We start from the raw sequence: 26,490 nt of genomic DNA, 5'->3' as shown, positions 1-26,490 counted from the left end.
CTCGTTAGGCATTAGCTGGTACTAACTGGCACAAGAATACACTTAAGCCCATGTTTATATTGGCTTTTTTGTTTTTGTATTTGGTATGACCTGGCAACGGATGGCAGTGGGAAGCACCACTTGAGTATGGTATCCAAGGTGGTATTATCGAGGCATGATGCCATGAATGATAGCCGATACCATGCTGCTTGATTCTGTATTTTCATGGTATTTAATTTGCTTAACTAACTGTTTTTATTGATTTTATTACCTTATTTTTGGGTGGTATTTCAGCATGGTATCAGATTCGAGTAAGGATAAGACTTTTGCTGACTGATACCAAGCTGCGCAACCTCAAGCCGAGGGACAAACTTTACAAGGTGAATGACCGGGATGGCCTTTATGTAGCTGTTACCCCCGCCGGTTCGGTCTCGTTCCGTTACAACTACTCGATCAATGGCAGGCAAGAGACGATCACCTTTGGCCGCTACGGTGTCGGTGGTATCAGTTTGGCTGAAGCCCGCGAGCGACTGAATGAAGCCAAGCGGATGGTGGCCGACGGTAAGTCTCCGGCTAAGGAGAAGGCTCGTAAAAAGGCTCGGGTAAAAGATGCTGAAACATTTGGTGCTTGGGCGGAAAAGTGGTTGCGAGGTTACCAGATGGCGGACTCCACCCGTGATATGCGTCGCTCTGTCTATGCTCGGGAACTGGAAACGAAATTTGGCAACCAGAAGCTGACCGAGATCACCCATGAAGATTTGCGCATGCTGACGGATGCCATTGTGGAGCGAGGGGCTCCAGCAACGGCTGTTCATACCCGTGACATAGTGCTGCAGATTTATCGTTGGGCCATCGAGCGAGGGCAGAAGGTTGAAAACCCAGCTGACCTTGTTAGACCAACGAGCATTGCCAGATTTGAGCCGCGAGATCGAACTTTGTCGCCTGCAGAAATCCGGCTTATGTATGAATATATGGGGCGGATTGGCACATCGCCCTCCATACGTGCAGCGGTAAAGTTACTGCTTTTGACCATGGTGCGCAAAAGTGAGCTGACAAATGCGACCTGGAGCGAGATCAATTTCAGCGACGCTCTTTGGACCATCCCAAAAGAGCGGATGAAGCGACGGCCCCCCCACCTGGTGTTTCTATCCAGACAAGCCTTGGACATCCTGATCGCGTTGAAGACCTTCTCTGGTGGCTCTAACTATATACTGCCATCCCGTTACGACTCAGATTTGCCCATGAGCAGTGCCACCCTGAATCGGGTGATGACCATGACCTACACACTGGCACAGAAAGAAGGCAAGCCGCTCGCCAAATTTGGTCCCCATGACTTGAGACGCACGGCTAGCACCCTGCTACATGAAGCTGGCTATAACACTGATTGGATCGAAAAATGCCTTGCTCATGAGCAAAAGGGCGTGAGAGCGGTATATAACAAGGCTGAATATCGAGAGCAGCGCACTGCGATGTTGCAGGACTGGGCTGATATGATCGATGAGTGGGTTATTTAGGGGCTCGCTAACTTTTAAAGGCATCTCTTACAAAAAGGTAATCAGGGATGAAAATAGAGAAGATAAAACTACAGAATTTCCGTTGTTTCGGGCATGAGGTGGTCGAGCTAAATTTCGAGGAAGAACTGACGATACTTGTCGGCGGAAACGGTTCCGGAAAGACGGCAGTGCTGCAAGCTGTGTCCCGGTTGTTTGGTACATCACCAACGCAGCGGTCGGTACAGCGTCGGGATTTTCACATACCTATTGACCGGCAGGAACTGCAGTCTGGCGACAGTCTGTTTGTCGAAGCGGTACTTGCCTTCCCTGAACTGGAAGAGCAAGACACAGCTCCTCTTGATGCTGTTCCGGAGTTTTTCAATCAGATGGCTGCTTCCGGTGAGGGAGAGCCCCTTAAGGCCCGGATACGACTACAAGCAACATGGACGGATGACGGTACGCCGGAAGGGGCAATTGAAGAGGATATACGCTGGATAAGAGCCCTAGATGATAATTTTCAATGGGATGATTGCTCCAGGGTTCAGGCTGTAGAGCGCTCTTCGATCCAGTTTATTTACTTACCGGCAAATCGTGATGCGACTACTCAGGTGACCGCTCTTCTAAAAGGGCGGTTATGGCAGGCTGCCAAATGGTCGACGGCATTTAGGGATGCAAGCTCTGATAGTGCCGGTCAGATCCAGAGCAGTTTCGAGGAAGAGGAGCCGTCGCAGTTTCTGCTGCAGCGTCTTTCGAAGCGTTGGCAACAGGTCTATGAAGCTGATACAGACAGTAAGCCACGCTTGAGGCTCATCGAAAACCGTTTTGAGGAGCTTGTTCGTAAAGCGGAATTTACCTTTACGCCTGATGAAGAAGGTCAGGAGCGCCGTTTGTCCGAGCTGAGTGACGGTCAGCGTTCTCTGTTTCATATAGCCCTTACAGCGGCAACGCTAGAAAGCGAGCGTGAAGCTTTTTCTTTGCCTGCTGATGACAGCTCATTTGAACAGGATAAGTTACGCCGTATTCACCTGACGATTCTTGCCATCGAAGAGCCAGAAAACAACCTGTCACCGTTCTTTTTGTCTCGCATCATCAAACAGGCGAGAGAGATCGGTGCACTGCCTTCTGCGCAGGTTCTGCTATCCAGCCATTCCCCGGCTATCCTGAGTCGGATAGAGCCGGAGGAAGTGAGATATTTTCGTATGGACCGGAACGCCCGGTGCTCATCGATCCGAGAACTGACCTTGCCTGAAGATGATGTTGAGGCCAGCGTGTATGTCAGGCTGGCCGTAAAGGCATACCCCGAACTTTATTTCGCGCGATTTGTAATCCTAGGTGAAGGGGATTCAGAGCGCGTCGTCATTCCGAAAATAGCGGAAGATATGGAGGTGCCACTTGACCCGTCATTTGTTCCTGTCGTCCCACTAGGAGGACGGTTCGTGGCGCATTTCTGGCGGCTGCTGAATGATCTTGAGATTCCACATGCCACATTGCTCGATCTTGACCTGGGGCGCCGACATGGTGGGGCGAATGCCATGAGAAGCTGCCTTCAGAATTTGGCCGATATCGGGAGTAATTTTGGGAGCACCAATGGTGCTAATGCTGCTCAGCTTACCGACCAACAGCTTTATAATGAAGGCCTGCAAGGTCAATGGCTTCAAGCATTCAGGAGGGAAGGTGTTTTCTTTTCCTATCCCATTGATCTCGATTTTGCCATGTTGCTCGCCTTTCCAACCGCTTATCAGGTTGCCAATCCAGGTGGCAATGGACCCCAGAGTAGTGCTGCTGCTATTCAAGCCAAAAAGGTCAGCACACTTAAAACAGGTGGTACCCCAGCCTTGTATACCGAGCTCTATGATGATGCTTTTAAATGGTATCCGTATTTGTTCTTGAGCCGCAGTAAGCCAGAGACCCATTTGGCTGCGTTTTCCCGTATCCCTAATGGCGATGTTTCTGCGTCAGCTCCTGCTGAGCTTAGGGCCCTTATTGAGTACGTAATGCATAAACTAAATCTGCCAGGAGTCGGGGAATGATCCGCGTAAGAAGAGACGACTGGGTACCTCAGGGGGTCGGTGGTCTGGAAGGCAGAGCATGGGAGGCTTTACGTGAAACCGATAGTAGCATCCTCGTGACCGCTGGTGCCGGTGCGGGAAAAACTGAGTTTCTGGCACAGAAGGCGACCTATCTTCTGCAGACAAGCATTTGTCCGGCCCCCAAACGTATTCTGGCCATCAGCTTTAAAAAAGATGCCGCCCGAAACCTCGCTGAAAGGGTTGCAAAGCGTTGCCCGAGAGATCAGGCGCGGCGCTTTGATTCAATGACTTTTGATGCCTTCACCAAGGGACTTCTGGACCGGTTCCGTCCTGCTTTACCTGAGCCGTTCAATTCGCCTGGCACGTATCAGATCGTTACGCCATTTCGTCGGGATTATGAGGATTTTCTTGAACGTCACGGCTATCACGGTGTGAGTGTTCAACAGCTTGAGGGAAGGCTTCTTCTGACAGACCTGTCAATTGACTTGTCAAATGGATCTGAAGTACATCGTGCGTTAGCAGATTACTGGCATGAACAATTCTTCGGAGGCGACGAGATCTCTCTGTCCTTCCCGATGATAAATAGGCTTGTAAAACTGCTGCTGCAGGAAAATGCATATATCCGTCGGGCCTTACAGGCAACGTATCCCATTGTCTTTCTTGATGAATACCAGGATACCACCTATGCCCAGTACGACTTGTTGCAAACGGCATTCGATGGTAGCGATGCTGTTTTTACGGCAGTAGGCGATGATAAGCAGCGTATCATGGGATGGGCGGGAGCCATGAATGACGCCTTCGACCAGTTTGAGAACGACTTTGGTGCGAGGCGTATCACATTGCTTTCAAACTGGCGGTCACATGCGGATCTTGTTCTTATTCAGCACGAGATTGCTCGCCGGATAGACGGCAATGTGGAAGCTGTGCAGGCACAAGGGACCCGTGAAATTGAAGGTGAGGTTTCTGCTATCTGGCAATTTCGGAACGCAGATGACGAGAACAATTATCTGGCTGAATGGGTGAGGCGTGAGGTTCAGTCAGGGCGTGTTGCGCCACATGATGTAGCAATTCTGATCAGAATGCGGGCAGATCAGGTGGAGAGTGAGATAGCCCCTGCTTTTGCGGCACGAGGTCTCAGGATCAGAAATGCGGCCCGGTCAGTCGGTGAAATTCAAATACAAGATCTACTTGGTGAAGAACTGACCAGCATATTCGTCCCTTTGCTCCGCCTGGGAGCGACGAACCGAAGCCCGGAAAACTGGGAGCAGGCCCAGCAGAACTATCTGTTTCTGGAGGCTGCTGATCCGGATAACGATCTCACGCAGGAACGGTTACTGGTTAAGCTTGAAGCATTCGTCCGCCAATTAAGGGAAGAGTTGGTGCGTCGCCAGCCTGATCCGGATGCAGCGGAAGAGATTGCAGAGATGCTTCTTGAATTTGTCGGAACCCCTGCACTTCGGCAATCTTTTCCCGCCTATCAGCGGGAAAGGGACTTTGAGAGGGTATGGAGTGGATTTGTCACACTCCTGAAAGAGTGCGCAGAACATAGCAGCAGCTGGATGGAGGCGCTGGATGAGTTTGAAGGTATTGGCCAAGTGGCTCTGATGACCGTCCATAAAAGCAAAGGTCTTGAGTTCCACACGATGATATTTTATGGGCTCGACAATCAGACCTGGTGGAGCCTTACGCCACAACGCGGTGAAGAGCTAAACACTTTCTTTGTTGCCTTTACCAGAGCAAAGCAACGTGCGTTTTTCTCCCAGTGCGTTGACCGAGGGCATGCTATTGGCTGGATACAGCAATTATTGGCTCCGGCGGGGGTCGATACTATAGATGGTACGACCATATTGGGTGAAAACTGAATATGGCCTAGGTAATTTATCCCTGCCCATTTAATAAAAAATTAATGTATCTTTAGAATCGATGCTTTCTATCAATGTGGATAGAGAGCATCTGCTCAAGGCTGAGCGGGTATATTTTAGCAGCTAAAAAATTTTATCAGTCTTAGATGCACTCATAATTGGAACTCCTTGCGAACTGACGCCAACGCTTTAGATACAGCTTGTCGTGTTATTGGCTGTTTCTTGGCATTTAGTATCCGTTGACCAATCTCTGTTTGATTGAACCCCAATTGTCTGAGTACTAACATCATTTTCTTGGTGTCTGATAGCTTTGAATCCACCATCCTACGAGCTAGGTGGCGCAATTTTTCTTCGTCTGCTGGCTGCAAGATTAATCTCAGCATCAATTGGAAAAAGTATTTATCTATCAGTTCATCGCCTGATAGTCCGTTAGGTCTGGATCGGTTGGTGCACTGATGAGTCAGCCTGGCAAGTTCGATATTAAATTGTGTTAGTGAGCGTTTTGCTCTTCTATATAAAGGGTTCCACTCACCAGTTACCAGCTTGGGTCGATGCTCACTGCAATACTGGTTACTGAGCTCTAATTTCTTGTGATCTTCGAGTTCGGAATTATTGATCCGGTTATCCTCCACCGTTGCCATAAAGGTAGAAAACTCAGTCATATTCCCGCAGAACTCGCAAAATCCATGTTTTCGTTGCTTGTTCAGGTTGATACCTTTTTTGGAGGTAGACCTTTTGGGTAATTTACATGCGCAGCACCCGACTAATCCAATCAAAGATTCAAGCGTAGCGACAAAGCAAAGGTCTATCGGTGTTTGTTGGTCTTCAGTTTTGATGAACTGTCGCAACAACTGCCGTTGCATACGGATCATGGCTTCTAGCCCTACCAGTCTTACAATTTCACTGAAAGGTACACCGACCGCCGCACCAGGAAGATACCCTGTGTAGTTTGCTGGAAGAGTCTTTATGTAGCTATTTACAGCGTGGTCGAGGACTTCCTTGATCAAGCGAAGGATGGGGTAGCGGCGTGATGAGACTGAGTATGGTAGCCAGAGTTCTTCAAACTGCTGGATGGCAGCCGAAATGTGATGATCGCAGTTTTCCCAGATGACTATCTTTGGTGCTTTTTTCATGTCAACCATTTTAGCCAACTAATGCGCTTACTCAAGTTGTATTGCTTGGCACTATGGCGCCTTCACTGGTTGCTGGAGGCAAACACATGCAAACAATGGCATTTAAGACCCTCATTAATAGAAAAGCACTTTTGGACATGATCCCACTCTCTGCGCGAACAATTTACAACATGGAGCTGCGGGGTGAATTCCCACGCCGTATTGCGCTGACAAGCAGAAATGTTGCTTGGGATCTGTCGGAAGTCGAAAAATGGATTGAAGAGCGCAAGTCTTCTGGATTCCATGCTTCACGCCCCGGCCAGACTATTGGAGGTTAATATCATGGCCCTCGATCTCATGGCCGCTTTTACTGAGTTGCCGCCGCCTATCGATTACGTTCTACCAAATATGGTAGCGGGAACTGTAGGTGCAATTGTTTCACCTGGTGGGGCGGGTAAGTCCATGTTGGCCTTACAGCTTGCGACACAGATTGCTGGAGGCCCAGATCTACTGAAGATCGGTGAATTCCTCACAGGCGCTGTGGCTTACCTGCCAGCTGAAGACCCGATCGCCACGATCCATCATCGGTTGCATGTATTGGGTGCACATCTCACGCTTACAGAGCAGCAGGCGGTAGCTGATGGATTACTGATTGAGCCGCTGATCGGTCGGTGTCCTGACATTATGTCTTCGGCGTGGTTTGACGGACTTAGACAAGTTGCAGAGGGCAGGCGCCTGCTGATCCTGGATACTCTGCGGCGCTTCCATATCGAGGAGGAGAACGCCAGCGGGCCAATGTCGCAGGTGATTGGCCGGATGGAGGCCATCGCTGTCGAAACGGGCTGCGCTATCGTATTTCTCCATCACTCCAGCAAGGGGGCGACCATGATGGGTTCTGGTGACTAACAGCAGGCCAGCCGTGGTTCATCTGTATTGGTCGATAACATCCGTTGGCAATCCTACCTTTCGGGGATGACGCCAAAGGAAGCCGAAGAGCTGGGGGTCAACGACGGCCAACGCGGTTACTTCGTCCGCTTTGGTGTAAGCAAAGCCAACTATGGAGCACCTTTTCCCGAGCGTTGGTTGCGTCGTCATGAGGGGGGCGTTCTCAAGCCGGCTGTGCTGGAGAGGATAAAGAGACAGCTGTTAGTGAAGCCTAAAGCAGTGGTAAGGGGTGATGATGACAACTGGTAATAAGGTCGCTCCGACCAGCACAGTGTTACAGGCTAGAGTGATGATTTATCAGCCAAGCCAGCGACCCGTCGAGAGTAAGGGACAGTGGATGGAGACCCGCTTTGGGCGCTGCAGAGTGACCGGAAGGCTAGGGCAGCGCCATGCTGACCTTGTAGAGTCTATGCTCTTCGTCGCCGAGCGAAAGCGAGATGTGTCCGATGGTGGAGTGGAGCTTCTGGTAGACCCTGCGCAGCTTCGTCGGATTTTATCCGATTATCAATACAGCCTTACCCAAATAGAGAAGCTATTGGTTGAACTGAGAGCGGCAACTATCGCTATAGAGACACAGCAGTTTGATTTTCCAATTATCGGTGGCCTGATTGATCATGTAATACCCTCGTCGATGACTCGTCGAGATCCTCTGACAGGTGGAGAGCGTAATCTGTGGCGTGTCCGATTGGGCGCGGTCTTAGTCATGTTGATGGAGCACGACTTATCCCTTCACTACCAGCCAGCGCCTATCGCGAGGTTCAAGTATGGGATCAGTCAAGCGGTAGCTCGGCATGTGTTGACACATAAGCATGATCCAGCAGGAGGCTGGCACATGGATACCCTGATCCGTGCGGTATGCGGTGGTGATGCTTCTAGTCAAAAGATACGCGACGGACGTAGGCGATTGAAACGTGATGCCGCTGGCTTTGCCAAGCTGGGGATAGAAATCACTGATGAAAATAGGGTGAGGCGTGGTACAGGCGCCCGATAGCGTGGAGGCCTAAGGTGTGGCACAGGCGCCCGAAAGCGTGGTACACCCGCCCGATTTTTGACTGTTTTGGCAGGATATTCAGGATATCTCAGGATCTCCAGGCGGTGTAACCGTCTGCTTTATGCGGACGGTTACACCTTGTCGGACTGCGCAATCGGCCAGAGGCCGAGAATTGAACGCCAGTAAAGGATCTAGCCCTGTAAGCTGATTGAGGGGGCTCGTAGGAAAGTGCACGGAAACTATGTGTAAAGCTATTGGGTTTAGCTAAGTAAAGCATATGTGTTTGCGTACTAATCATACTGTTTTGTATGACGTTTTATCTTTTTTCAGATCTTTTCCTGGCGTAAGTACATTACTTAATCCTATGTATGGCGATAACAGCTCTTTCCTATTGAGAATCCCCGAGAGATACAATGCTGATCTGAGGGCAGGATGTGTGAAGTAGGCCCACCATGCAAGCATGGCGAGCCTCTTCACCGGCCCTTATTCGCACCTGCGGCGCTCAACGTACATCCTGCCCTGTGGGGTTTGTCAGTTACGCGGGTGATAACCAGTCCTGTTTAGTCGGGCAATCGTTCCGTCTACGTGCCAATTCTGTCCGCATCTTGGCTGATGACTCGGCCATATCCCGCCGAAGCTCTGCGATCTCCTTGGTTGTAAGTCTTCTAGCTCTTAGGGGTATGCTGTTGTTTAGCAAGGCTTGGTTCATACTCTTGGCCTTAGTAGATTCGGTGTACATTTTCCTACCAGTTTGATTGGAAGCATTAATCTCGACTCTAATCAGATGAGTGAAATCAGCTGCTAATCAAAAATGAAAATCCTTGGTAGGCTACATACTGTTTTTACGGATTCTGCATAGAATGAAGCGAGGCTCTGATCGACGATATAGAAGTCACCGGCCTTCCGGCAAGTGGATTCTACCGGCCAATGGGGATGGTGATATGTCTTGTTTTCCGGATTTGCCGGTGCGATGAATAACGGTCTTTCGCAAAGGTTGGCGGACAGTTCTCGTAAGAGGTCCAAGTTCGGGTCGTAGCTCATACGCGAACCGTGGTGCGGAAGCACGAAGATTGATGTTAGGGCTATTTCAGTGCAGTAGTGCCACAGGAAGTCTCGTAGCTTTTCTTGAGTGGAAAAGTCGGAATCACCCGTAGAGATCCAGCCTACCTCACGGGAATATACACCGTCCAGGGGTTCTGTGCGCAGTGCCCTGCGCCCTTGGTGGACCGAACGGGAAAATTGTTCGCGCGGAACACCGGTGCCACGCTGTGCCGGTCCAGAGTAAACACACATCGAGGCATCGTTGTAATCCTTAAGTGTCTCGCTGAGCTCGTACAGTTGGCCTAGCACGTACTTACAACTGAGCCCACCATTTTTCGCATTCTTTATTTCATTCCTCAGTTTTACCAATCGCTTAAATCGGGGGTCATTTTTTGGTGGCTGCACGCTTATTAGTGACATTACTTTCTCTGCATCGGAGGGAGCGATCTTCGCCTTCAACTCAGTTATTAACTGGGTGGAGAAACTGGTCCATGCGTGAGTATTCATTTGCTGCTTAGTTATGTTCACTACAGCTTTCAAACCGTCTAAAAATTCTAGATCCCAAATGGATTTCGCATCTTTAGGGAAAGTCCATTCGCGTGAATAAAAGCGGAAAAGCCAATCTATCTCCCTTATGTTCAGTGACTGAGAACATGAAAAGACCTGTCCGGGTAATCCGCGAGCTTTTTGTACTGCTTTGTAAGCATCATCACTCAATACGTTGGCTAGGTCGTTATCTTCAAGTAGATCGTCTCGGCGCTCATCTATCGGTAGCAAACTTGGAGGGCCGACGAGCACCACGGACCCGTAATCACCACCATATAGGCGACCGCTAGTTTGCACAATATGAGCCAATTTTTCGGGGTCTTCCTCGCTGATACTGAGCTTCAAGGTCATCCACAGTAGGTAGCTTTGGACCTCCACATGTGGCAGGAACACGGTGTTGAACTTGATGCCTGCTTCGCGCAAATCATCGACGCCGTTAATGTGGTCTGCATCGAAATGGCTAATCGCCAAAATGTCGTGCTGGCGTTTACCTTCAGAGAATATCTTGATCAGTCGGCTGCGATGACTTTTGTCTGCACCTCCGCAGTCGATCACCATGCTCAGGTTCTTCCCGCGAGGCATGTGTACGACAGTTGCATGAAAGCCACCTTGGCCAATAGGAAATTGTGTTCGGTCTACTTGGAATAAGCTCATTGTCTCTCCTTGATCTAATATGGGACGAGCTAGGGTTTGATAACATTAATTTATTGACACGAAAATTTTTATGGGGGGGGAACTCGGCTTTAGCAGACGAATGGCTACATCAAGCTTGATCCTGACACTCGCTACTTGAATTCGAGTCCCGCATCTGGATTACCTATGAGAATGCATGCTAACAACGATGCGGGCCTTGAGCCATTACAATGCTGATTTTGCTGTCTTGTGTACATTTTTATTGTGGTATTTTTCATGGTGTTTTGGAATTGTTGGATTTTAACTTTTTGTAAAATAAGTGTTTTTTTGTATTGTATACAATTGAATGGAATAAGATCTTTCTTTAATAGATTGATTTAATAAAATTAATGCCATTGATGATTTTTTATATCATTAATGGCATTTTTTATGGTTGATAGAAAATCAGCCAGTAAGAGGTGCATTGATACCCTGTTGGGATAACTATTTTTGCGTGAGACTGTAAACGACTTTCATGATTTGCTTTTGAGTTGGTTACGCAGAGCGGAAAATTTAGCTTCAACGTCATCATTAGAACGTCCCTTTCCAGCCTGCATAGAGGCTCGCCCTGCATCAACCTTGGCTTGTAAAAATTGATTATATTCCTGTGTATCTTTTTGTTTTTTAATAAATTCTCGCATCAGTTCACGCATAACTTGTGAAGCAGGGCGATGAATAGCGTTTGTTGCCGCCATAAACTCCGAGCGTAATTCAGGCTCAATTTTCATAGTAAAAACAGCTTGTTTTGTCATATAACCCCCCGCTACATAGGTACTGATAACGTCTATACGTCGTCAGTATATAAGTGCTGGTGGGTTTTACACCCGTTTTTATTGTTCTCTTACAGAGAATCTCAACGCTGTTCATGGTCTGATAAAAGTGAAGGGTGAGGTTTGGCGTTTAGCGGGGTAATAATTTATGTCTCTGTCGGGCCTGCGGCAATCTCCCGCGTTCAACCTTCTTGGATGTGGTTGTGAGTATAAGACTTGAAGGGGCAATAAGGCATTGTGCCACATTGAAAAAGCAGAAAAAATGTAGAGGGTACTGCCATGACCGTGGTAATGGTCAGATAGCCTGAGGCTCGCCCTGCATCAACCTTGGCTTGTAAAAATTGATTATATTTCTGCATATCATGTTGTTTTTTTAATAAATTCACGCATATAGCAGGTTAAATGATGACAAATGGCGATGATGTGAATGAGCTTTGGACACCTATGGCCTATTCTGCTTAAGCTGTCCAGCACACATTGATTTATGCCTGTTCCTTTTTAGATCTGTTTCTTTGGCTAAATAACCGACCTTGGAACAGGCATTGACTTCAATTTTTTATCCCACGCTCAGGTTAGTTAATTGGCGTGATGTCACTGGGTTTCCATTGGCGATTTAATGCAGCTTCCGTTGGCCCGTAGAGACGAATAATCGAAAACCAACCGCGCTCAGGCACTGTTGCTATCCAGTTACGCTCTTTTCCTTTGGGGGCCTCGGGACCAAAATAGAGATCGATACTACCATCTGCATTTTTCTCCAGGTCGGCGCGCCCGCTCAATGCAGGGAAGGGTTGCCCATTTGTCAGCATTGAACCATTTTCAGCTTCATAAAGTGTGACTGACCAAAATAGATTAACGGGCACATTGGCCGGTAGAGTGAGTTTGTAGTTTTTGCCACCTGAAAGCGGTTGTTTATTGTGATCAGTGAAACCAATCAAGAACATTGCCCCGGTACCTGGGGTGGTGGTGGCCATTCCGGGGCTGACAGCAAAGTAATTGGTGAAATACCAAATACGGGTATCCAAATCCAGAATACCGCTGTCATTCCAATGCCAAGTTAAACTTAACTCACTTTGGGGATTTTTAGGGGTGATATCGCTAAGTGGGTTAATCCATTGACGGTCAGGATAAATTTGGAAATTTCGACCACTTACATTAGTTTGGAAACCAATAGAACGACTTATTTTATAAGCAGATTGTGCCGCACGGTTTAAAATGTCTTTGGTATGTGCCTCAGGTTTAAAATCCCGCCCCTGTCTAATACCAATAGAAGCGAGCATACCTAAGCTATCATTATCAGCTAAATGATGACCTTCACTATCTAATAAAGATTTAAGCTGGTCGAAAGCGATATCGCTGCTCGCAGGCAGCATGTTGACCGGTACCCCGGAGGCATCGGGGAATTGCATGGGTTTAGCCTTGGCCTGCCCATTCAGCGGGTAGATTTTAGCGCTCTCAATGCGTTTAACCGCAGGTTCTAGAGTATTGTTATCCTGAAACATAGAACGCAAGAAGACCAGAACATTGTTAGTTTGTGAACGGTAGACGAAATAGCCTTCGGGTACTTCACCTTGGTAACCTGGCGGTAATAATAAAAATTTCCCCCCTTTACCACGATCCGGTCCAGGGAAACCGACATCACCGAAGAACTTCCCGCCATCCACAGGGATCGGTCGTTGCCAAAAATCCAATAAAACACCCTGTAATTGAGGTGGTGCTTCAAAAACCAAGGGGCCATCTTTTCCTAAATCCAGATAACTAATGGCGTAAATGACGTCGGCATTGGGGGTTGTAATCAACGTTTTTGCATCCAAACGCTTTTTCCATATGGGCATAACGTTATAGCCTGCGCCAAACTGAGCTTCCGAACCTTGTTTCATTCCGAGGGTATTAATTAATGGCATTGCCCAAAGATAGGCTTGAGTCGCACGCTGAAATAATAGCTCGTCACGCAAGGTGAGTACTGTTTCAGCGGTAGGTCGATTTTCAACAACAGGCAAGTTAACGATGCGATCAAAATGATTATCCTGAGCGATAACCTGAGCAGAAAAAGCGCAAAACGCTAAGCCGACACATAAGCCAGTAAGAGACCGCTTAACTTTACTTACTTTGGGATTTTTCATTCTTAACACCTCTAAAGTCATTATGAAATTGCGGTAAAAGGCAAACAAACGACCAGAGTACCTAGCCGCCGGATGGCAAGGATTTTGCCCTGTTTTTCCATAAAGCGTTAGTGACATTGCCCAGCCCGATTGGAGATTTGTGATCTTTGGCAATTAATCCGATTGCTAAACCCATACTGAGCTCCTTCAACGCTAAGCAAATTGTTGCATCGCATTCTCCACTATTAAATGGCGGAAATTCAGATTTCACTGGCCTACTTTTATCCAGTAAGCAGATAAAGCTGCTAATCTGCACGCTTTTAAGCCACTTAGCGATAACCTGTCATAACCTTGCAATTTCCCTTTGAATAGTTGAAAGCCGTCTATACTTATCGGATTACTTTGAGCGGGTAAATATCTGCTCATATCGAAGAAAACACTCAGATACACGGCTTGGGTAGGGATGAAAATGAATACAAAGCAGACACGTGTTGAATTGCCTGGGGTTGACGAGATTAAAAATAATATAATCAGCAAGTTGAGGTACAGTTTATGCCTTGAACTGCAGGATGCCACTGATGCTGATATCTTTAATGCGCTGGCATTAACAATAAGAGATTACCAATTAGACGGTTTCTTCGAAACCAAAGGTTATCAGGAAGCCGCAAAATCAAAACGACTCTATTATCTGTCCATGGAGTTTTTGCTGGGTCAGTCGCTGCGTAATAATTTGATGAATGTCGGGTTGTTATCGGCTGCCAGCCAAGCCATTGGCGAGTTGGGTTTTGATTTTGACGCTATCGTCGGCCAAGAGCCTGATGCTGCATTAGGCAATGGTGGGTTAGGGCGCTTGGCGGCCTGTTTTATCGACTCCATGGCTACCCTGGATATTGCCGCATCGGGTCACGGCATTAAATATGAGTATGGGTTATTTAAGCAGTCGATTCAGAATGGTAAACAGGTTGAACAGCCGGATGATTGGCATGCCATCCACTCCCCTTGGCTAATTGATCATCATTCGCAACTGATGTTAATTCCTGTTGGCGGGCATATTGAAGTTACCGAAGATATAGATGGTAATTACAACCCGATGTGGATGGATTGGAAGGTGATTGTCGGGGTTCCTCACGACTATTTTGTCACTGGCTATGGGGGTAAAACCGTTAACAAATTGCGCTTATACAGCGCCAGTGCATCTGATTCGTTTGATGTACATATTTTTAACCGTGGGGATTATCTACGCGCCGTTAGCCAAAAAATAGCCTCGGAAAATATCTCAAAAATTCTTTATCCGGCTGATGAAATACAATCGGGAAAAGAGTTACGCCTGACACAGGAATACTTTCTGGTTGCTTGTACCTTACGTGATATTTTCCAGGAATTTGCTACCCGTTCAGAGGATATCACTACACTGCCTGATGCGGTTGCCATACAGCTTAATGATACGCACCCGGCGTTAGCGATTGTCGAAATGATGCGAATTCTGGTGGATGAGCACCGGTTGGATTGGGATATTGCTTGGGGGATCACGCAAAAAACCTGTGCGTTTACCAACCATACTCTGATGCCCGAAGCACTTGAAACCTGGCCAGTGACCTTGTTTGAAAAACTGTTACCGCGCCATTTGCAAATTATCTACGAAATTAATCACCGTCACCTGAGCGAAGTGGCAGAAAAATGGCCTGACAGACCAGAACTGCTGGCTTCATTGTCACTGTTTGAAGAAGGGGGCGAGAAGAAAGTACGCATGGCCAACCTGGCTATTGTTGGTAGCCACAAGGTGAATGGTGTGGCCAAGTTGCACTCTGAACTGATTAAACAAGAATTAGTGCCCAACTTTTATTTTATCTCGCCGGAGAAGTTCACCAATCAGACTAACGGTGTAACGCCAAGGCGCTGGATCCAACAAGCTAACCCAAGGCTGGCCACCTTTCTGACGCGTGAATTAGGCCCTGGTTGGGTTACCGACCTGGATAAACTGCAAGGGTTGAAAAAACTGGCGAATGACAGTGGGGTATTGGAGGAGTTGCAGACGATTAAGCTGCATAACAAGCGGGCTCTGTGCCAACTGGTTGCCACTCGGCAGGGGGTGAAACTTGATCCCCAAGCTCTATTTGACAGCCAGGTAAAGCGTATTCATGAATACAAAAGGCAACTACTGAACATTTTGCATGTGATACATCTGTATTTAGGCATTGTAGAGTCTGGCAATACTCTACAGCCTAAAGTGCATCTGTTTTCAGGAAAAGCCGCCCCTGGCTATGCGATGGCTAAACTGATTATTCAGTTGATTAATGAAGTCGCGAGAACCATTAATAACGATCCTCGTGCCAAGGGGCAACTGAATGTCCTATTTCTTGAGGATTATAAGGTCTCCTTGGCTGAGCATATTATTCCCGCGACGGATCTTTCTGAACAGATCTCGACGGCGGGAACCGAGGCATCGGGCACCAGTAATATGAAGTTTGCGATGAATGGTGCTTTGACCATCGGTACTATGGATGGCGCTAATATTGAAATCCGTGATGCCGTGGGCGCAGACAATTTTTATCTTTTTGGGGCCAATGCGGCGGAAATCAATGCTCATCGGTTTGCGGGGTCCCATAATCATGTCTATAGCAATAATCCGGTGACTAGGGAGGCGGTTGACGCCTTGGTTTCTGGGCGTTTTAATCTGGATAAATCACTTTTCCTGCCGATTTACCGCATGTTGACCGAAGGCGATCATTATTGCCATCTGCTCGATTTTGACAGCTATTGTGTGGCTCAAGAGCAGGTGTTGCATGATTTCGCCCATCAGCAACAGTGGCATCGGCGGGCACTATTAAATATCGCGGGTATGGGGCTCTTCTCCAGTGACCGTACCATCAAAGGGTATGCGACAGAAATTTGGGGGATCCCTTGTTAATGTGGTTTATCAACCGCCACCATTGAAGCTGCTGGCCCATAGCAAAGACCATGGGCTAGCAAGACTATTATCAACTCGCGCTGAATGATTTTTTTGGGGTAAAGGGTCATCATTTTATGGAACCTATGGAACTGATTACCAATGGCCAACCTGCAGCCGATCTGCAGGTCACCATAATGATCGTAGATGATTCAAAAAGTTATCGGCACCTGATGGCGGCGACGTTACTCAAATGGGGGTTTAACGTCTGTGAGGCCGAGGATGGACAGCAAGCGTTACAAAAGTTGGCTGAACAACCGATTAATATCGTGATCAGTGACTGGGAAATGCCGGTAATGGATGGCGTCGCTTTATGCCAAGCTATCCGCAATGATGATTTTGGTCATTATATCTACGTTATTCTGCTGACGGCTCGGCAATCCATGGAAGATTTATTGACCGGCATGGAGGCGGGGGCGGATGATTTTTTGTCGAAGCCGGTTAATCAAAATCAACTTCGTGCTCGGTTGCATGCGGCAGAGCGGGTACTGTTACTCGAAAGTACCCTAGAAGCACGCAATGAGAAGCTCTCTTATGCTTATCATCAAATAGAATCCGATCTCCAGGCTGCCGCTAAACTGCAACATAGTTTTTTGCCCAGTCACAATCTGTTGTTGTCTGGATTTGAGTTTGATTGGATGTTTTTACCTTCCGCTTATGTCTCTGGGGACTTATTGAATTATTTCCCCTTGGGAGAACAACATATTGCTTTTTTCAGTGTTGATGTTGCCGGGCATGGCATCAGTGCGGCGATGCTTTCACTGGCGGTTTCGCGGGAGTTTCTGGCAGGGCGCATCAGTAGCCAGTTATTGCTGCACCAAACAGCAAGTGGGGAACAGGTCCCAGCCGCGCCACATCGCGTGGTCGAGGCGCTCAATCAACGTTTTTGCCTGGATAATGATCAGGTAACCAGCTACTACACGCTGATTTATGGTGTCATCAATACCTGTAATGGTGAAGCGGTGCTTTGTCAGGCGGGGCATCCTACGCCCTTTATTGTCCGTGCTGATGGCGAATTGTGTTCTGTGGGCGATGGGGGCATGCCCATCGGGCTATTTGATAATGCGGAATACCAAGACACTTATTTTAACCTGCAAGCGGGGGATCGGCTCTATCTTTATAGCGATGGAGTGACTGAGTGTGAGAATAAGCATCAGGAACTTTATGGTGAGCAGCGTTTGCAGGCATTACTGACGGAATGTCGTGGCCTGGCGAAAGCAGAGATTTTTGCAAAAGTTGAACATGCGCTGAGTCTATGGCGCAGCAGTGAACATGAAAATAGTCGGCAACCGGCGGTGGTATCACATCAGTTGTTTACTGATGATATTTCGCTGATGGCGATTGAGCGCATTGTCGTGCCGGATAATGCTTGAAGAGTGATCAGTTTGATACAGTGAATGAATAAAGGAGCAGTTATGAACTTTGAAATCCAGTCTGAGAATGGTGTTGAAATTATTTCGCCTCTGGTCCGTCGTCTTGATGCCTCCGTCGCTGTCGTTTTTAAGCAAGAAATTCTCTCTATGATTGAGCAAGGTAAAAATTGCCTGCTGCTGGATTTCAGCCAGGTGGATTTTATCGACAGTAGTTGCCTTGGCGCGCTGGTTTCAATGCTTAAGACGCTCAATAACCGGGGTGATTTGGCACTTTGCTCATTGAATAGCAATATCCAGAACATGTTTAAACTCACGAGAATGGATCGGATTTTTACCATTAGCAGCGATCGTGAATCGGCGCTTAAACTGATAAACCGTTGAGACTAACTGGTGGCGTATACCCAAAATAATTCGATTTGCTTGTAGGCGGCAAATCCGAGAGTCGCCAGGAGCATAGCTCACTATGTAACGGGTGCGAATAGATGCAGCCAACACCCAAGCAATTTGAAGTATGAGAGGTATATGAAGGAGAGGCCATATGGCTAGTGTCAAGACTACACTCTGTTTACCGGCATCCCTGGAGAGTCTGGCGAAGCTGAGCGATGCATTATATGAATTTGTTGCTCCTTTTTCGCTGGACCCGGCGCTTGTTTATCAGGTTGATTTAGCCTCATGCGAAGCATTTACCAATATTGTTAAACATGCCGTAAATTACGATGACCATCAAAATGTGACTATCACGTTAGCCCATGATGACCGGCGGTTAATCTTAACATTCTCAGATTTGGGTGTGCCCATTCCTGATAGCATTCTGCAGCGTTGGGTAACATCACCTACACTTTCACCGGACCCTCTTGATCCTGCCAGTTGGCCGGAAGGGGGGATGGGATTGATATTGATTCAATCGGTGATGGATGAGGTGAGCTACCAAACTGCAGATGGGCATAATCTGCTGACCTTGATGAAAAATTTATCCATTGATCCAACATGAGATTCTTTCGTTGTCCAGCTAACGAAGCATTGGGGGGATTATGATCGAACCTTGCATACCCGCTAATGAGCCATTGCGCCAATGTGTATTGGATTCATTGCATATTCTGGATAGTCGGGCAACAGAAAAGCTCGACAGAATTACTCGCCTGGCGGCCAGTTATTTTGGCGTACCGATTGCCTTAATTTCTTTGATCGACCGGGATCGGCAGTGGTTTCTGTCGCGTTTTGGTCTGGATGCGCCGCAAACACCAAGAAAGATCTCATTTTGTGGGCATGCCATTTTACAGAGGGAAACCTTTATTGTCCCCAATACCGCTCTGGATCCGCGTTTTGCTGATAATCCGTTAGTTCAGGGGCCTCCCCATATCGGTTTTTATGCCGGGCAACCTCTGTTGTCGCTTGATGGTTTACCGTTAGGTACGCTTTGTATTATCGACCAGCAACCGCATGATTTTTCAGCAAAAAAAGCTACCGACTTGCAGGATTTTGCTGCAGTTATCGAAGAGTATTTACACAATATAGAGCGGGATATTTATACCGAAAGTTTGAAATTGAATTTGGAACGTTCCGAAGCGCTGTTTGAGCAGACATTCTCTCAGGCGGCTGTGGGGATGGCGCTGGTTTCATTAGAGGGTTACTGGTTACGGGTCAATCCGCGTATATGTGACATTCTGGGTTACAGTGAGCCGGAGTTGATGGCGCGGACATTCCAGGACATTACACACCCGGATGATCTGGATAATGACCTGGAGTTGCTGAGGCAGCTACTGGCAAATGAAATCTCCACCTATTCGATGGAGAAACGTTATTTCCGCTTCGACGGCACGCTGGTTTGGGTCGAATTGACCGTCGCGCTTAACCGTTTGTCTGATGGCTCGCCGCATCATTTGATCTCCGTGCTGGTTGATATCAGTGAACGTAAATTAGCTGAAAATAATTTGCGTATCTTGCAGCAGGAGCTGGAGGAGCGGGTGATATCACGCACCCAAGAATTAAATACGGTAGTGAATAAACTGAATCTGGAGATTGAAAGCCGGGTAAATGCCCAGTATCAACTGAATGCAGAAAAAGAACGTTTGCGGGCCATTACTGATAATATGCCAGCCTTGATTAGCCAAGTGGGTACAGATGAAGTCTATCAGTTTGCCAATAGTGCTTATCAGCGTTGGTTTGGTATTGATGAGGCGTCACTAAAGACCATGACCTTGCGGCAATTTATGGGTGAGCAGGCTTATCTTGTCGCCAAACCGATGATTGAAAAAGCGTTGCAAGGGGAAACGGTCAGTTTTGAGAATGAACTTAAGACTCAGGCGGGCTTATTGGCGGTTCATACCACGCTGGTACCTTGTGAAACTCAGGGGTTCTATATCCTTTCGATGAATATCAGTGAGCTAAAAAGATTGCAGCAACGTCTGGAATATGACGTCACTCACGATATGCTAACTGGCTTACCTAACCGCAGGGCATTTCTTCATCATTTGGAATTATCCAGGGCCGAATGCCTGGCGACTGGGTTACCGATGGCGGTATTGTTTATTGATCTGGATGGTTTCAAGCAGATAAACGATAATCTGGGACATGAGTTTGGTGATAACGTGTTGAAAATATTCGCCAATTTACTGAGTGATTGTATCCAAAACAGGGGGTTTGTTGCCAGATTGGCGGGGGATGAATTTACCGCTGTGCTTGGGCAATTAACTGATCCTGAGGCACAAATCCGGGCTTTTTGTCAGCAGGTCTTGGCTCAACTGGCTGAGTTGGCGTTTATTGCTGGGCATGCGATAAACGTATCCGCCAGTATAGGAGCCTCTATTTATACCGGTGACGACACCACCATCAAGACGCTGTTATTACAGGCAGATCAAGCGATGTATCGTGCCAAATCAGCAGGTAAGAGTAACTATTTGATTCACGGAAGTAAGCAAGCCTGATGGCTGCGAAGACCTATCATGGCGGGCTTATCCCTAAGCCTGCTGGGTATCAACGCTGTTTAAAGCTGATCTTTACAGGCGAGTAATTCCGCTTGTAATTGTTGGCATAACTCATCAACACCATGATATTGCTTGGTAATTACCGCCATATTACCTGCTGCGGCAGCCTGTTCAATCTGGCTCAGCTTGTTTTCCAACGGGGGGCAGGCAAAATGCAGACATTCCCCTTTTAGCTGATGGGCACTACGGCGAATAGCTTCAATATCCTGTTTTTCTATGGCATTGGCCAGGGCTTGCTGGAGGGTAGGGATCTCTTCAATAAAGATCGCCGCTAATTCGCTGAATAAGGTTCTATCATCACCTAATTGAGCGATGCTCTGCTCATAATCAAAGATATTTTCCTTGGGCGTGGCTGGTGTAGCTGGTGCAGCTGGGTCACCGGTAAGCATCCGCTTAATTTCGCTTCCCAGGTTGTCCAGCAAAATGGGTTTACTGATATAGCCATCAAACCCTTGGGCCAGACATCTTTCACGGTCACCTTTCATCGCATGAGCGGTCATGGCGATAATCGGCTGATGCTTGCCAGCTTGTAATGATTCACTGGCGCGCAGTTGTTGTACTGCCTCGGTGCCATCCATTTCGGGCATCTGCAAGTCCATTAAAACCACATCATAATGATTCTGTTGTAACTTCTGCAGGGCCAGCTTGCCATTACCTACCACATCACAGGTATGCCCCAGTTTGCGGATAAAATTAATCACCAGTTGTTGATTGATAAGATTATCTTCCGCCACCAGCAGATGTAGAGCATGACTATTGACTACCGGGGGCGGTGTCGGCGCAATGGTGGAGGCGGGCGGTGGGATCGGAACTTCCTCAGGATTAAAGGTATCGATGATGGCTTCCAGAAGTTCGGTAACATCAATGGGCTTGGTTAGAAAACTGGAAACCCCAACTTTACGCAGCACCCCGGTATCTAGCTGGTTACTCATGGAACTGAGCATAATCAATTTGCACTGGCGTAAGCTGGGGGTGGACATAATTTCCAGCGCCAGTGCCATACCGTCCATTTCTGGCATTTGGGAGTCGAGCAGAATCAGTGGGAAACGCTGGCCTTCATTTAACAATTCCAGTGCTGCTCGCCCGGAATTCACCGTCTGGGGTTTAAACCCGTTATTGCGTAGCATATCAAACAGCAAGCGCAGGTTAGTGGCGTTGTCATCCACCACTAAAACATCCATTCCTTTTAACCAACTTGGTAGCACCACCGTCGCACGGGTTGGGGCCGTTTCGTTGGCATTAATCGGCAGTGAAAAATAGAAACAGCTACCCTGCTCAGGCTGGCTGGAAACCTGCAATTTGCCCCCCATCATTTCCACCAGTCGCGCTGAAATGGTTAATCCCAACCCAGTACCACCATATTTGCGAGTAGTAGAACTGTCTGCCTGACTGAATGACTCAAAGATCACCGCCTGCTTTTCAGCAGGAATGCCTATTCCGGTGTCAATGATACTAAACGTTAGCCTATCGTCTGGGGTTGGCGCTGGGGTAATTTGTAATACCACTTCGCCTGTGTGGGTGAATTTGAGTGCATTACCAATCAGGTTGGTAATCACCTGCCGCAAGCGCAGTGCATCACTGTGTACGATTGCCGGGGTATTGGGGTGAATATCAACGATTAATTCCAGCCCCTTTTCGGAAAACTTGGGCGTTAATGGGCGTGTAATTTCATGGATCAACGGGCGTAGGGCAAAATCTTCCAGTTCAAGGATAATTTTACCTGCTTCTATTTTGGAAAAGTCGAGAATATCATCGATTATTTTCAATAAGGCGCGGGCTGAAGAATACACCATATTGATATAATCGCGTTGTTCTTTATTGAGATTGGTTTCCAGGCACAATTGGGTCATCCCCAGAATACCATTCATTGGGGTACGAATTTCATGGCTCATATTGGCCAGAAACTCACTCTTGGCCTGGTTGGCAGCGTGGGCCAGCTCTACCGCTTGCTGAGAGGAGGTTTCTGCCTCTTTCCGCTCGGTGATATCCTGTAGGGTCCCCACCGCTCGCATCAATTCTCCGTTAATATCTGGAGAGATAATTTGCCCTTGAATCAATACCCAACGCTCATCACCACAGTGGTGTTTAATGCGCACTTCACAGGAAAATAGCGGTGATAGTTCTTTATTGGCTTGGTCAACACCTTGCAATAACAAAGGTAAGTCATCGGGGTGAATGACTTGCTGCCAAAGGGCCGAGGTATACTCATTTTCATTATGGCTGATACCGAGCAACGATAATAAAGCATCATTAACATGTAACCGATCTTGGGTGTATTCCCAATCCCAAATACCGATGCGTGAGGCTTCTGCGGCCAGAATAAAATTATTGTTCTGAGTTTGTCGGCTACTGGCAATATCAGCGAAGTGGCTAATATCCGTATGCAGACTGATAATTCCACCCGTGGCAATACGGTTATGTTGTATATAAAAGGTATGGTTGGCAATCTCACGAATTTCATAGTGTGATTCTTGCCGATAATGATGAAGCAGTGTTTTGGCCAAGCTGGCGCTTTTCTGCTGATTGGCCGCCTGATGGCGGGTATTGATCATCACACCGACAATGTCTTGCAGTGTAACACCTTGCTGTAATTTGCCTGCCAGCACCGGATAATAATCAGTGACCTTGCTATTCCAATAACATAGCCGCTCATCGGCATCATAAACCAGCAATGCAGCATGGGTGGCATCGAGTGCGGGTAATAACAGGTTAGGATTCATGGTGGTTGCCTTTATTCGCGTCATGGTGCAACTCTGCCTGACGCCGCATAAACTCTAGCCCTGGTGCCATAAAAATAGCCCACGCAGTGATAACATCTTCATCCCATAACGGGTCGAGATCCCGCACGGTTTGCAAAACGGCACGGCGCCAATAAGCGAAGACCGCAGCGGGCAGATTCAGGCCCTGGGCACTCTGTTCACGGGCAACACGCTCCAGATAGTCAGAGACGATATGTGTGGTGGCAACGGAAAGCATATAAAAAAATGATTTATAAATAATTTTTTGTTGCTGCAGATGATCATCAGACACCGGAAAGATACTCAGCCCTTGGGTACTCTCAACGAACAATTTATAGAAATGAGAGAAAAACTGATCTCCGCGATCTTTGCTGGTGATCCGGTCATAACTGTTATTGAACAAGGCTTCGTAATTTGTGCTCACGGGCTTCTCTCTTGCGATTTTCACCCTGCGACCAAGATAATTCCACCAGAACTCACAGTGCGGCGATTGGCGAGGGCCTAGCTTGATGACTTCCCCGGTAGAGAGAATGTCATTGATATTCAATTAGTCTAGTTAACAACAAGGGAAGCGCAAGAACAACAGCGCGCGTTATCCAAACCGTTGCTCGGTGCAGCCAAAAGGCGATTTATTAGCATTTAAAAAGCGAATCCTGAACCTCACCAAGGCGGTTGACCTTATCCCATCTGTAGGACAATGGCTTCGCTGGACACTTGATGCTTTTTGTCGGAGTTTGCGGCCAGTAATGTAAAAGCTGGGCCAATCTCAAATTGATCGGTGAGCAAGGAACATGCAACCTGAGCTGAAGGGGCTTAAAGCAGGTTTTCATAGAACTCCGGCTTTTCTCTTGTTGGACATTGATGTTTCCATTGGCATAAAAATCAGCCATGGGAACCGTGGAAGAAAGAGTCAATTCGTGGCGTGTTCGGCTGGAGGCCAAATCATGATCGATTCAAATGCCATTTTGCAGTTTAGTGAAGCAGGCTTTACGCATAATACTATCCTTGCAGAGGCTTAATCAGGATGTAGGAAGATTTATAACAGTGAATGTTTCAGATCTCTGGGTGATCATGGATTCACTAAAAAACTCATTTTTTTATCATTTATTAGCTAATATTTGGTGAATTATCGACTTAGAATGGTGTTTATATCCCAATATGATAGGGTATTATTTAAGTCTAAAAAACAGAGTGGTTACTCTTACAAAAAGGTCATGATATGAGTTCTTTTAATCACAATAAGTACCTGCCCTATAACCCGTTGAAAAAGGATGACCGTCGCTGGCCTGATAGGATAATCCAAAAAGCGCCCATTTGGTGTAGTGTTGATCTCAGAGATGGTAATCAAGCGCTTGTTGACCCCATGTCACCTGCGCAAAAGTTAGAGCTTTTTAACTTACTCGTTGAGGTAGGATTTAAAGAGATAGAAGTTGGCTTTCCCGCAGCATCAAAGCCAGATTACGATTTCATTCGTCATCTTATTGAGAATGATCTTATTCCTGAAGATGTCACCATCCAGGTCTTGACTCAGTCAAGGGAAGAACTTATTGCGAAAAGTTTCGAGTCTTTAAAAGGTGTACGCAAGGCAATTATTCATCTTTACAACTCGACCTCCACCATACAGCGCGAACAAGTATTCTGTAAATCGAAAAATGAAATTAAAGAAATCGCGGTGCAAGGTGCAATTTTGGTAAGAAACTATGCATTGCAATATCCGGAAACACAGTGGCAATTTCAATATTCCCCGGAAAGCTTTACAGGGACTGAAATGGATTATGCTGTAGAAGTATGCAATGCCGTTAATGCCATATGGGAACCTACCGCAGAGCGTCCAACCATCATTAATCTGCCAGCTACGGTAGAAATGACAACGCCCAATGTTTATGCAGACCAGATAGAGTGGGTATGTGATCATATAATACATAGGGAAAATATTATTATTAGTCTTCATACCCATAACGACCGTGGTTGTGCGGTGGCTACTGCAGAGCTTGGCTTGCTGGCTGGGGCAGATAGGGTTGAAGGGACTTTGCTCGGTAATGGGGAGCGTACCGGCAATATGGATATTATCACCGCAGCCATGAATTTATATAGCAGAGGCGTAGATCCTGAACTCCACCTTGCTAATATTGATCATATTATCCGGACTGTTGAGCGTTGTACGCAGATCAATGTTCATCCACGCCATCCTTATGCTGGTGAACTTGTTTTTGCTGCATTCTCAGGAAGCCATCAGGATGCAATTAATAAATGCCTAAAAAAATATCAACCAGGGACTGCTTGGCAGGTTGCCTATCTTCCTATAGACCCTAAGGATGTAGGGCGTACCTACCAAGAGGTCATTCGTATCAATAGCCAGTCGGGTAAAGGGGGGATAGGTTATATACTGGCAAACGAATATGGCTGGCAACTTCCTCGCTGGATGCAGGTTGATTTTAGCCCTATAGTACAACATGAAGCAGAAAGAATTGAAGGTGAAGTATCATCTGAAATTATTGCAAAACTATTTAATGAGAGCTATTTTGAAGTTGAAAATGCATACTCAATAGATGGGTTTAATATTCATTATGATAATAAAAATATTAAGCTAAATGTTAGTCTGAAAAAAGAAAAGCAGGTCATTGATATCAAGGCTGAGGGGCATGGACCGCTAGAGGCTTTTGTGCGTGCTATCACCAAAGAGCTTGGCTATATAATTGATATCGTAAATTATAATGAGCATACCTTGGGCGAAAATGAGAGTTCGGAAGCCATGGCATATATTCAAGCGAATATTAATGGGCAACGTTACTGTGGTATAGGTAGGAGCCAAGATATTGTTCAGGCTTCATTCCAGGCATTACTTAATGCTCTGGGAAGATACGAACTATGCCAGGGATAATCCTACTAAGCATAGTTTATTGATAAT

The 26,490-nt window shown here is 47.0% G+C and carries 20 protein-coding genes; 14 read left to right on the top strand and 6 right to left on the bottom strand.

The window, feature by feature from the left end; genetic code table 11:
* Positions 1-305: 305 nt before the first annotated feature.
* From AC2A06_RS10770 to AC2A06_RS10760, 3 genes are read left to right on the top strand one after another with little or no spacing between them, the layout of a single operon-like run.
* Complete coding sequence (locus AC2A06_RS10770) at positions 306-1,493, top strand: tyrosine-type recombinase/integrase (RefSeq protein ID WP_484380267.1); 1,188 nt, start codon at positions 306-308, stop codon at positions 1,491-1,493.
* A gap of 47 nt (positions 1,494-1,540) precedes the next feature.
* Entirely contained in the window at positions 1,541-3,502 is a 1,962-nt protein-coding gene (locus AC2A06_RS10765; RefSeq protein WP_484380266.1) for an ATP-dependent nuclease, read from the top strand.
* A complete protein-coding gene (locus AC2A06_RS10760) occupies positions 3,499-5,364 on the top strand; it encodes a UvrD-helicase domain-containing protein (RefSeq protein WP_484380265.1) in 1,866 nt (621 codons plus the stop codon). Before AC2A06_RS10765 ends, AC2A06_RS10760 begins: the two co-directional genes overlap by 4 nt.
* Positions 5,365-5,516: 152 nt before the next feature.
* On the opposite strand, the gene AC2A06_RS10755 is transcribed toward AC2A06_RS10760, so the two are convergent.
* A complete protein-coding gene (locus AC2A06_RS10755; RefSeq protein ID WP_484380264.1) occupies positions 5,517-6,497 on the bottom strand; it encodes a LuxR family transcriptional regulator in 981 nt (326 codons plus the stop codon).
* 86 nt (positions 6,498-6,583) lie between these two features.
* On the opposite strand from AC2A06_RS10755, the gene AC2A06_RS10750 reads away from it, so the two are divergent.
* Genes AC2A06_RS10750 through AC2A06_RS10735 form a run of 4 tightly spaced genes read left to right on the top strand, consistent with a single transcriptional unit; the run spans position 6,584 to position 8,412 of the window.
* Positions 6,584-6,814 (top strand): helix-turn-helix transcriptional regulator, encoded by a 231-nt coding sequence (locus tag AC2A06_RS10750; protein ID WP_033134993.1) that lies wholly within the window; start codon positions 6,584-6,586, stop codon positions 6,812-6,814.
* A 4-nt stretch (positions 6,815-6,818) separates the two neighbouring features.
* Positions 6,819-7,382, top strand: coding sequence for an AAA family ATPase (locus AC2A06_RS10745; protein ID WP_484380263.1), 564 nt, complete (start codon positions 6,819-6,821; stop codon positions 7,380-7,382).
* 27 nt (positions 7,383-7,409) lie between these two features.
* The gene (locus AC2A06_RS10740; protein ID WP_484380262.1) at positions 7,410-7,670 is read left to right on the top strand and encodes a hypothetical protein; all 261 of its coding nucleotides are present in this window, start codon (positions 7,410-7,412) and stop codon (positions 7,668-7,670) included.
* Positions 7,657-8,412, top strand: coding sequence for an ABC transporter ATPase (locus AC2A06_RS10735; protein ID WP_240822755.1), 756 nt, complete (start codon positions 7,657-7,659; stop codon positions 8,410-8,412). The genes AC2A06_RS10740 and AC2A06_RS10735 overlap by 14 nt, the downstream gene beginning before the upstream one ends.
* Positions 8,413-9,213: 801 nt before the next feature.
* On the opposite strand, the gene AC2A06_RS10730 is transcribed toward AC2A06_RS10735, so the two are convergent.
* From AC2A06_RS10730 to AC2A06_RS10720, 3 genes are all read right to left on the bottom strand, one after another.
* Positions 9,214-10,653 carry an MBL fold metallo-hydrolase gene (locus AC2A06_RS10730; RefSeq protein WP_484380261.1) on the bottom strand — a complete coding sequence of 480 codons (1,440 nt, stop codon included), beginning with the start codon at positions 10,651-10,653 and terminating at the stop codon, positions 9,214-9,216.
* A gap of 491 nt (positions 10,654-11,144) precedes the next feature.
* Positions 11,145-11,423 (bottom strand): antitoxin of toxin-antitoxin stability system, encoded by a 279-nt coding sequence (locus tag AC2A06_RS10725; protein WP_484380260.1) that lies wholly within the window; start codon positions 11,421-11,423, stop codon positions 11,145-11,147.
* Between the two features lie 590 nt (positions 11,424-12,013).
* Positions 12,014-13,561, bottom strand: a complete 1,548-nt coding sequence (locus AC2A06_RS10720) for a DUF1254 domain-containing protein (RefSeq protein ID WP_484380259.1) — start codon at positions 13,559-13,561, stop codon at positions 12,014-12,016.
* A gap of 448 nt (positions 13,562-14,009) precedes the next feature.
* Between AC2A06_RS10720 and AC2A06_RS10715 the strand changes: the two genes are divergently transcribed.
* The 5 genes from AC2A06_RS10715 (at position 14,010) to AC2A06_RS10695 (ending at position 20,784) form a co-directional block, all read left to right on the top strand.
* Complete coding sequence (locus tag AC2A06_RS10715) at positions 14,010-16,448, top strand: glycogen/starch/alpha-glucan phosphorylase (protein ID WP_484380258.1); 2,439 nt, start codon at positions 14,010-14,012, stop codon at positions 16,446-16,448.
* 116 nt (positions 16,449-16,564) lie between these two features.
* Positions 16,565-17,860 carry a PP2C family protein-serine/threonine phosphatase gene (locus AC2A06_RS10710; protein WP_484380257.1) on the top strand — a complete coding sequence of 432 codons (1,296 nt, stop codon included), beginning with the start codon at positions 16,565-16,567 and terminating at the stop codon, positions 17,858-17,860.
* Between the two features lie 42 nt (positions 17,861-17,902).
* Positions 17,903-18,241 carry an STAS domain-containing protein gene (locus AC2A06_RS10705; protein ID WP_023491876.1) on the top strand — a complete coding sequence of 113 codons (339 nt, stop codon included), beginning with the start codon at positions 17,903-17,905 and terminating at the stop codon, positions 18,239-18,241.
* Positions 18,242-18,398: 157 nt separating this feature from the next.
* Positions 18,399-18,851, top strand: coding sequence for an ATP-binding protein (locus AC2A06_RS10700; RefSeq protein WP_484380256.1), 453 nt, complete (start codon positions 18,399-18,401; stop codon positions 18,849-18,851).
* 40 nt (positions 18,852-18,891) lie between these two features.
* Positions 18,892-20,784 carry a sensor domain-containing diguanylate cyclase gene (locus tag AC2A06_RS10695; RefSeq protein ID WP_484380255.1) on the top strand — a complete coding sequence of 631 codons (1,893 nt, stop codon included), beginning with the start codon at positions 18,892-18,894 and terminating at the stop codon, positions 20,782-20,784.
* Positions 20,785-20,843: 59 nt separating this feature from the next.
* Here the strand turns inward: AC2A06_RS10695 and AC2A06_RS10690 are convergent, their stop codons facing one another.
* Positions 20,844-23,588, bottom strand: a complete 2,745-nt coding sequence (locus tag AC2A06_RS10690) for a PAS domain-containing hybrid sensor histidine kinase/response regulator (RefSeq protein ID WP_484380254.1) — start codon at positions 23,586-23,588, stop codon at positions 20,844-20,846.
* Positions 23,554-24,006 carry a Globin gene (locus tag AC2A06_RS10685; protein WP_473197223.1) on the bottom strand — a complete coding sequence of 151 codons (453 nt, stop codon included), beginning with the start codon at positions 24,004-24,006 and terminating at the stop codon, positions 23,554-23,556. Before AC2A06_RS10685 ends, AC2A06_RS10690 begins: the two co-directional genes overlap by 35 nt.
* Before the next feature lie 367 nt (positions 24,007-24,373).
* Here AC2A06_RS10685 and AC2A06_RS10680 point away from each other — a divergent pair, with 367 nt between their 5' ends.
* Together AC2A06_RS10680 and leuA are read left to right on the top strand one after the other, a co-directional pair.
* The gene (locus AC2A06_RS10680) at positions 24,374-24,601 is read left to right on the top strand and encodes a hypothetical protein (protein WP_484380253.1); all 228 of its coding nucleotides are present in this window, start codon (positions 24,374-24,376) and stop codon (positions 24,599-24,601) included.
* 200 nt (positions 24,602-24,801) lie between these two features.
* Positions 24,802-26,463, top strand: a complete 1,662-nt coding sequence (gene leuA / locus AC2A06_RS10675; RefSeq protein ID WP_484380252.1) for a 2-isopropylmalate synthase — start codon at positions 24,802-24,804, stop codon at positions 26,461-26,463.
* Positions 26,464-26,490 lie beyond the last annotated feature (27 nt).

The organism is Serratia sp. HNCC26DJ244 (genome assembly GCF_057180565.1).
Note: the sequence above shows the minus strand (reverse complement) of the source record. Positions and strands in the feature narration are given on the sequence as shown.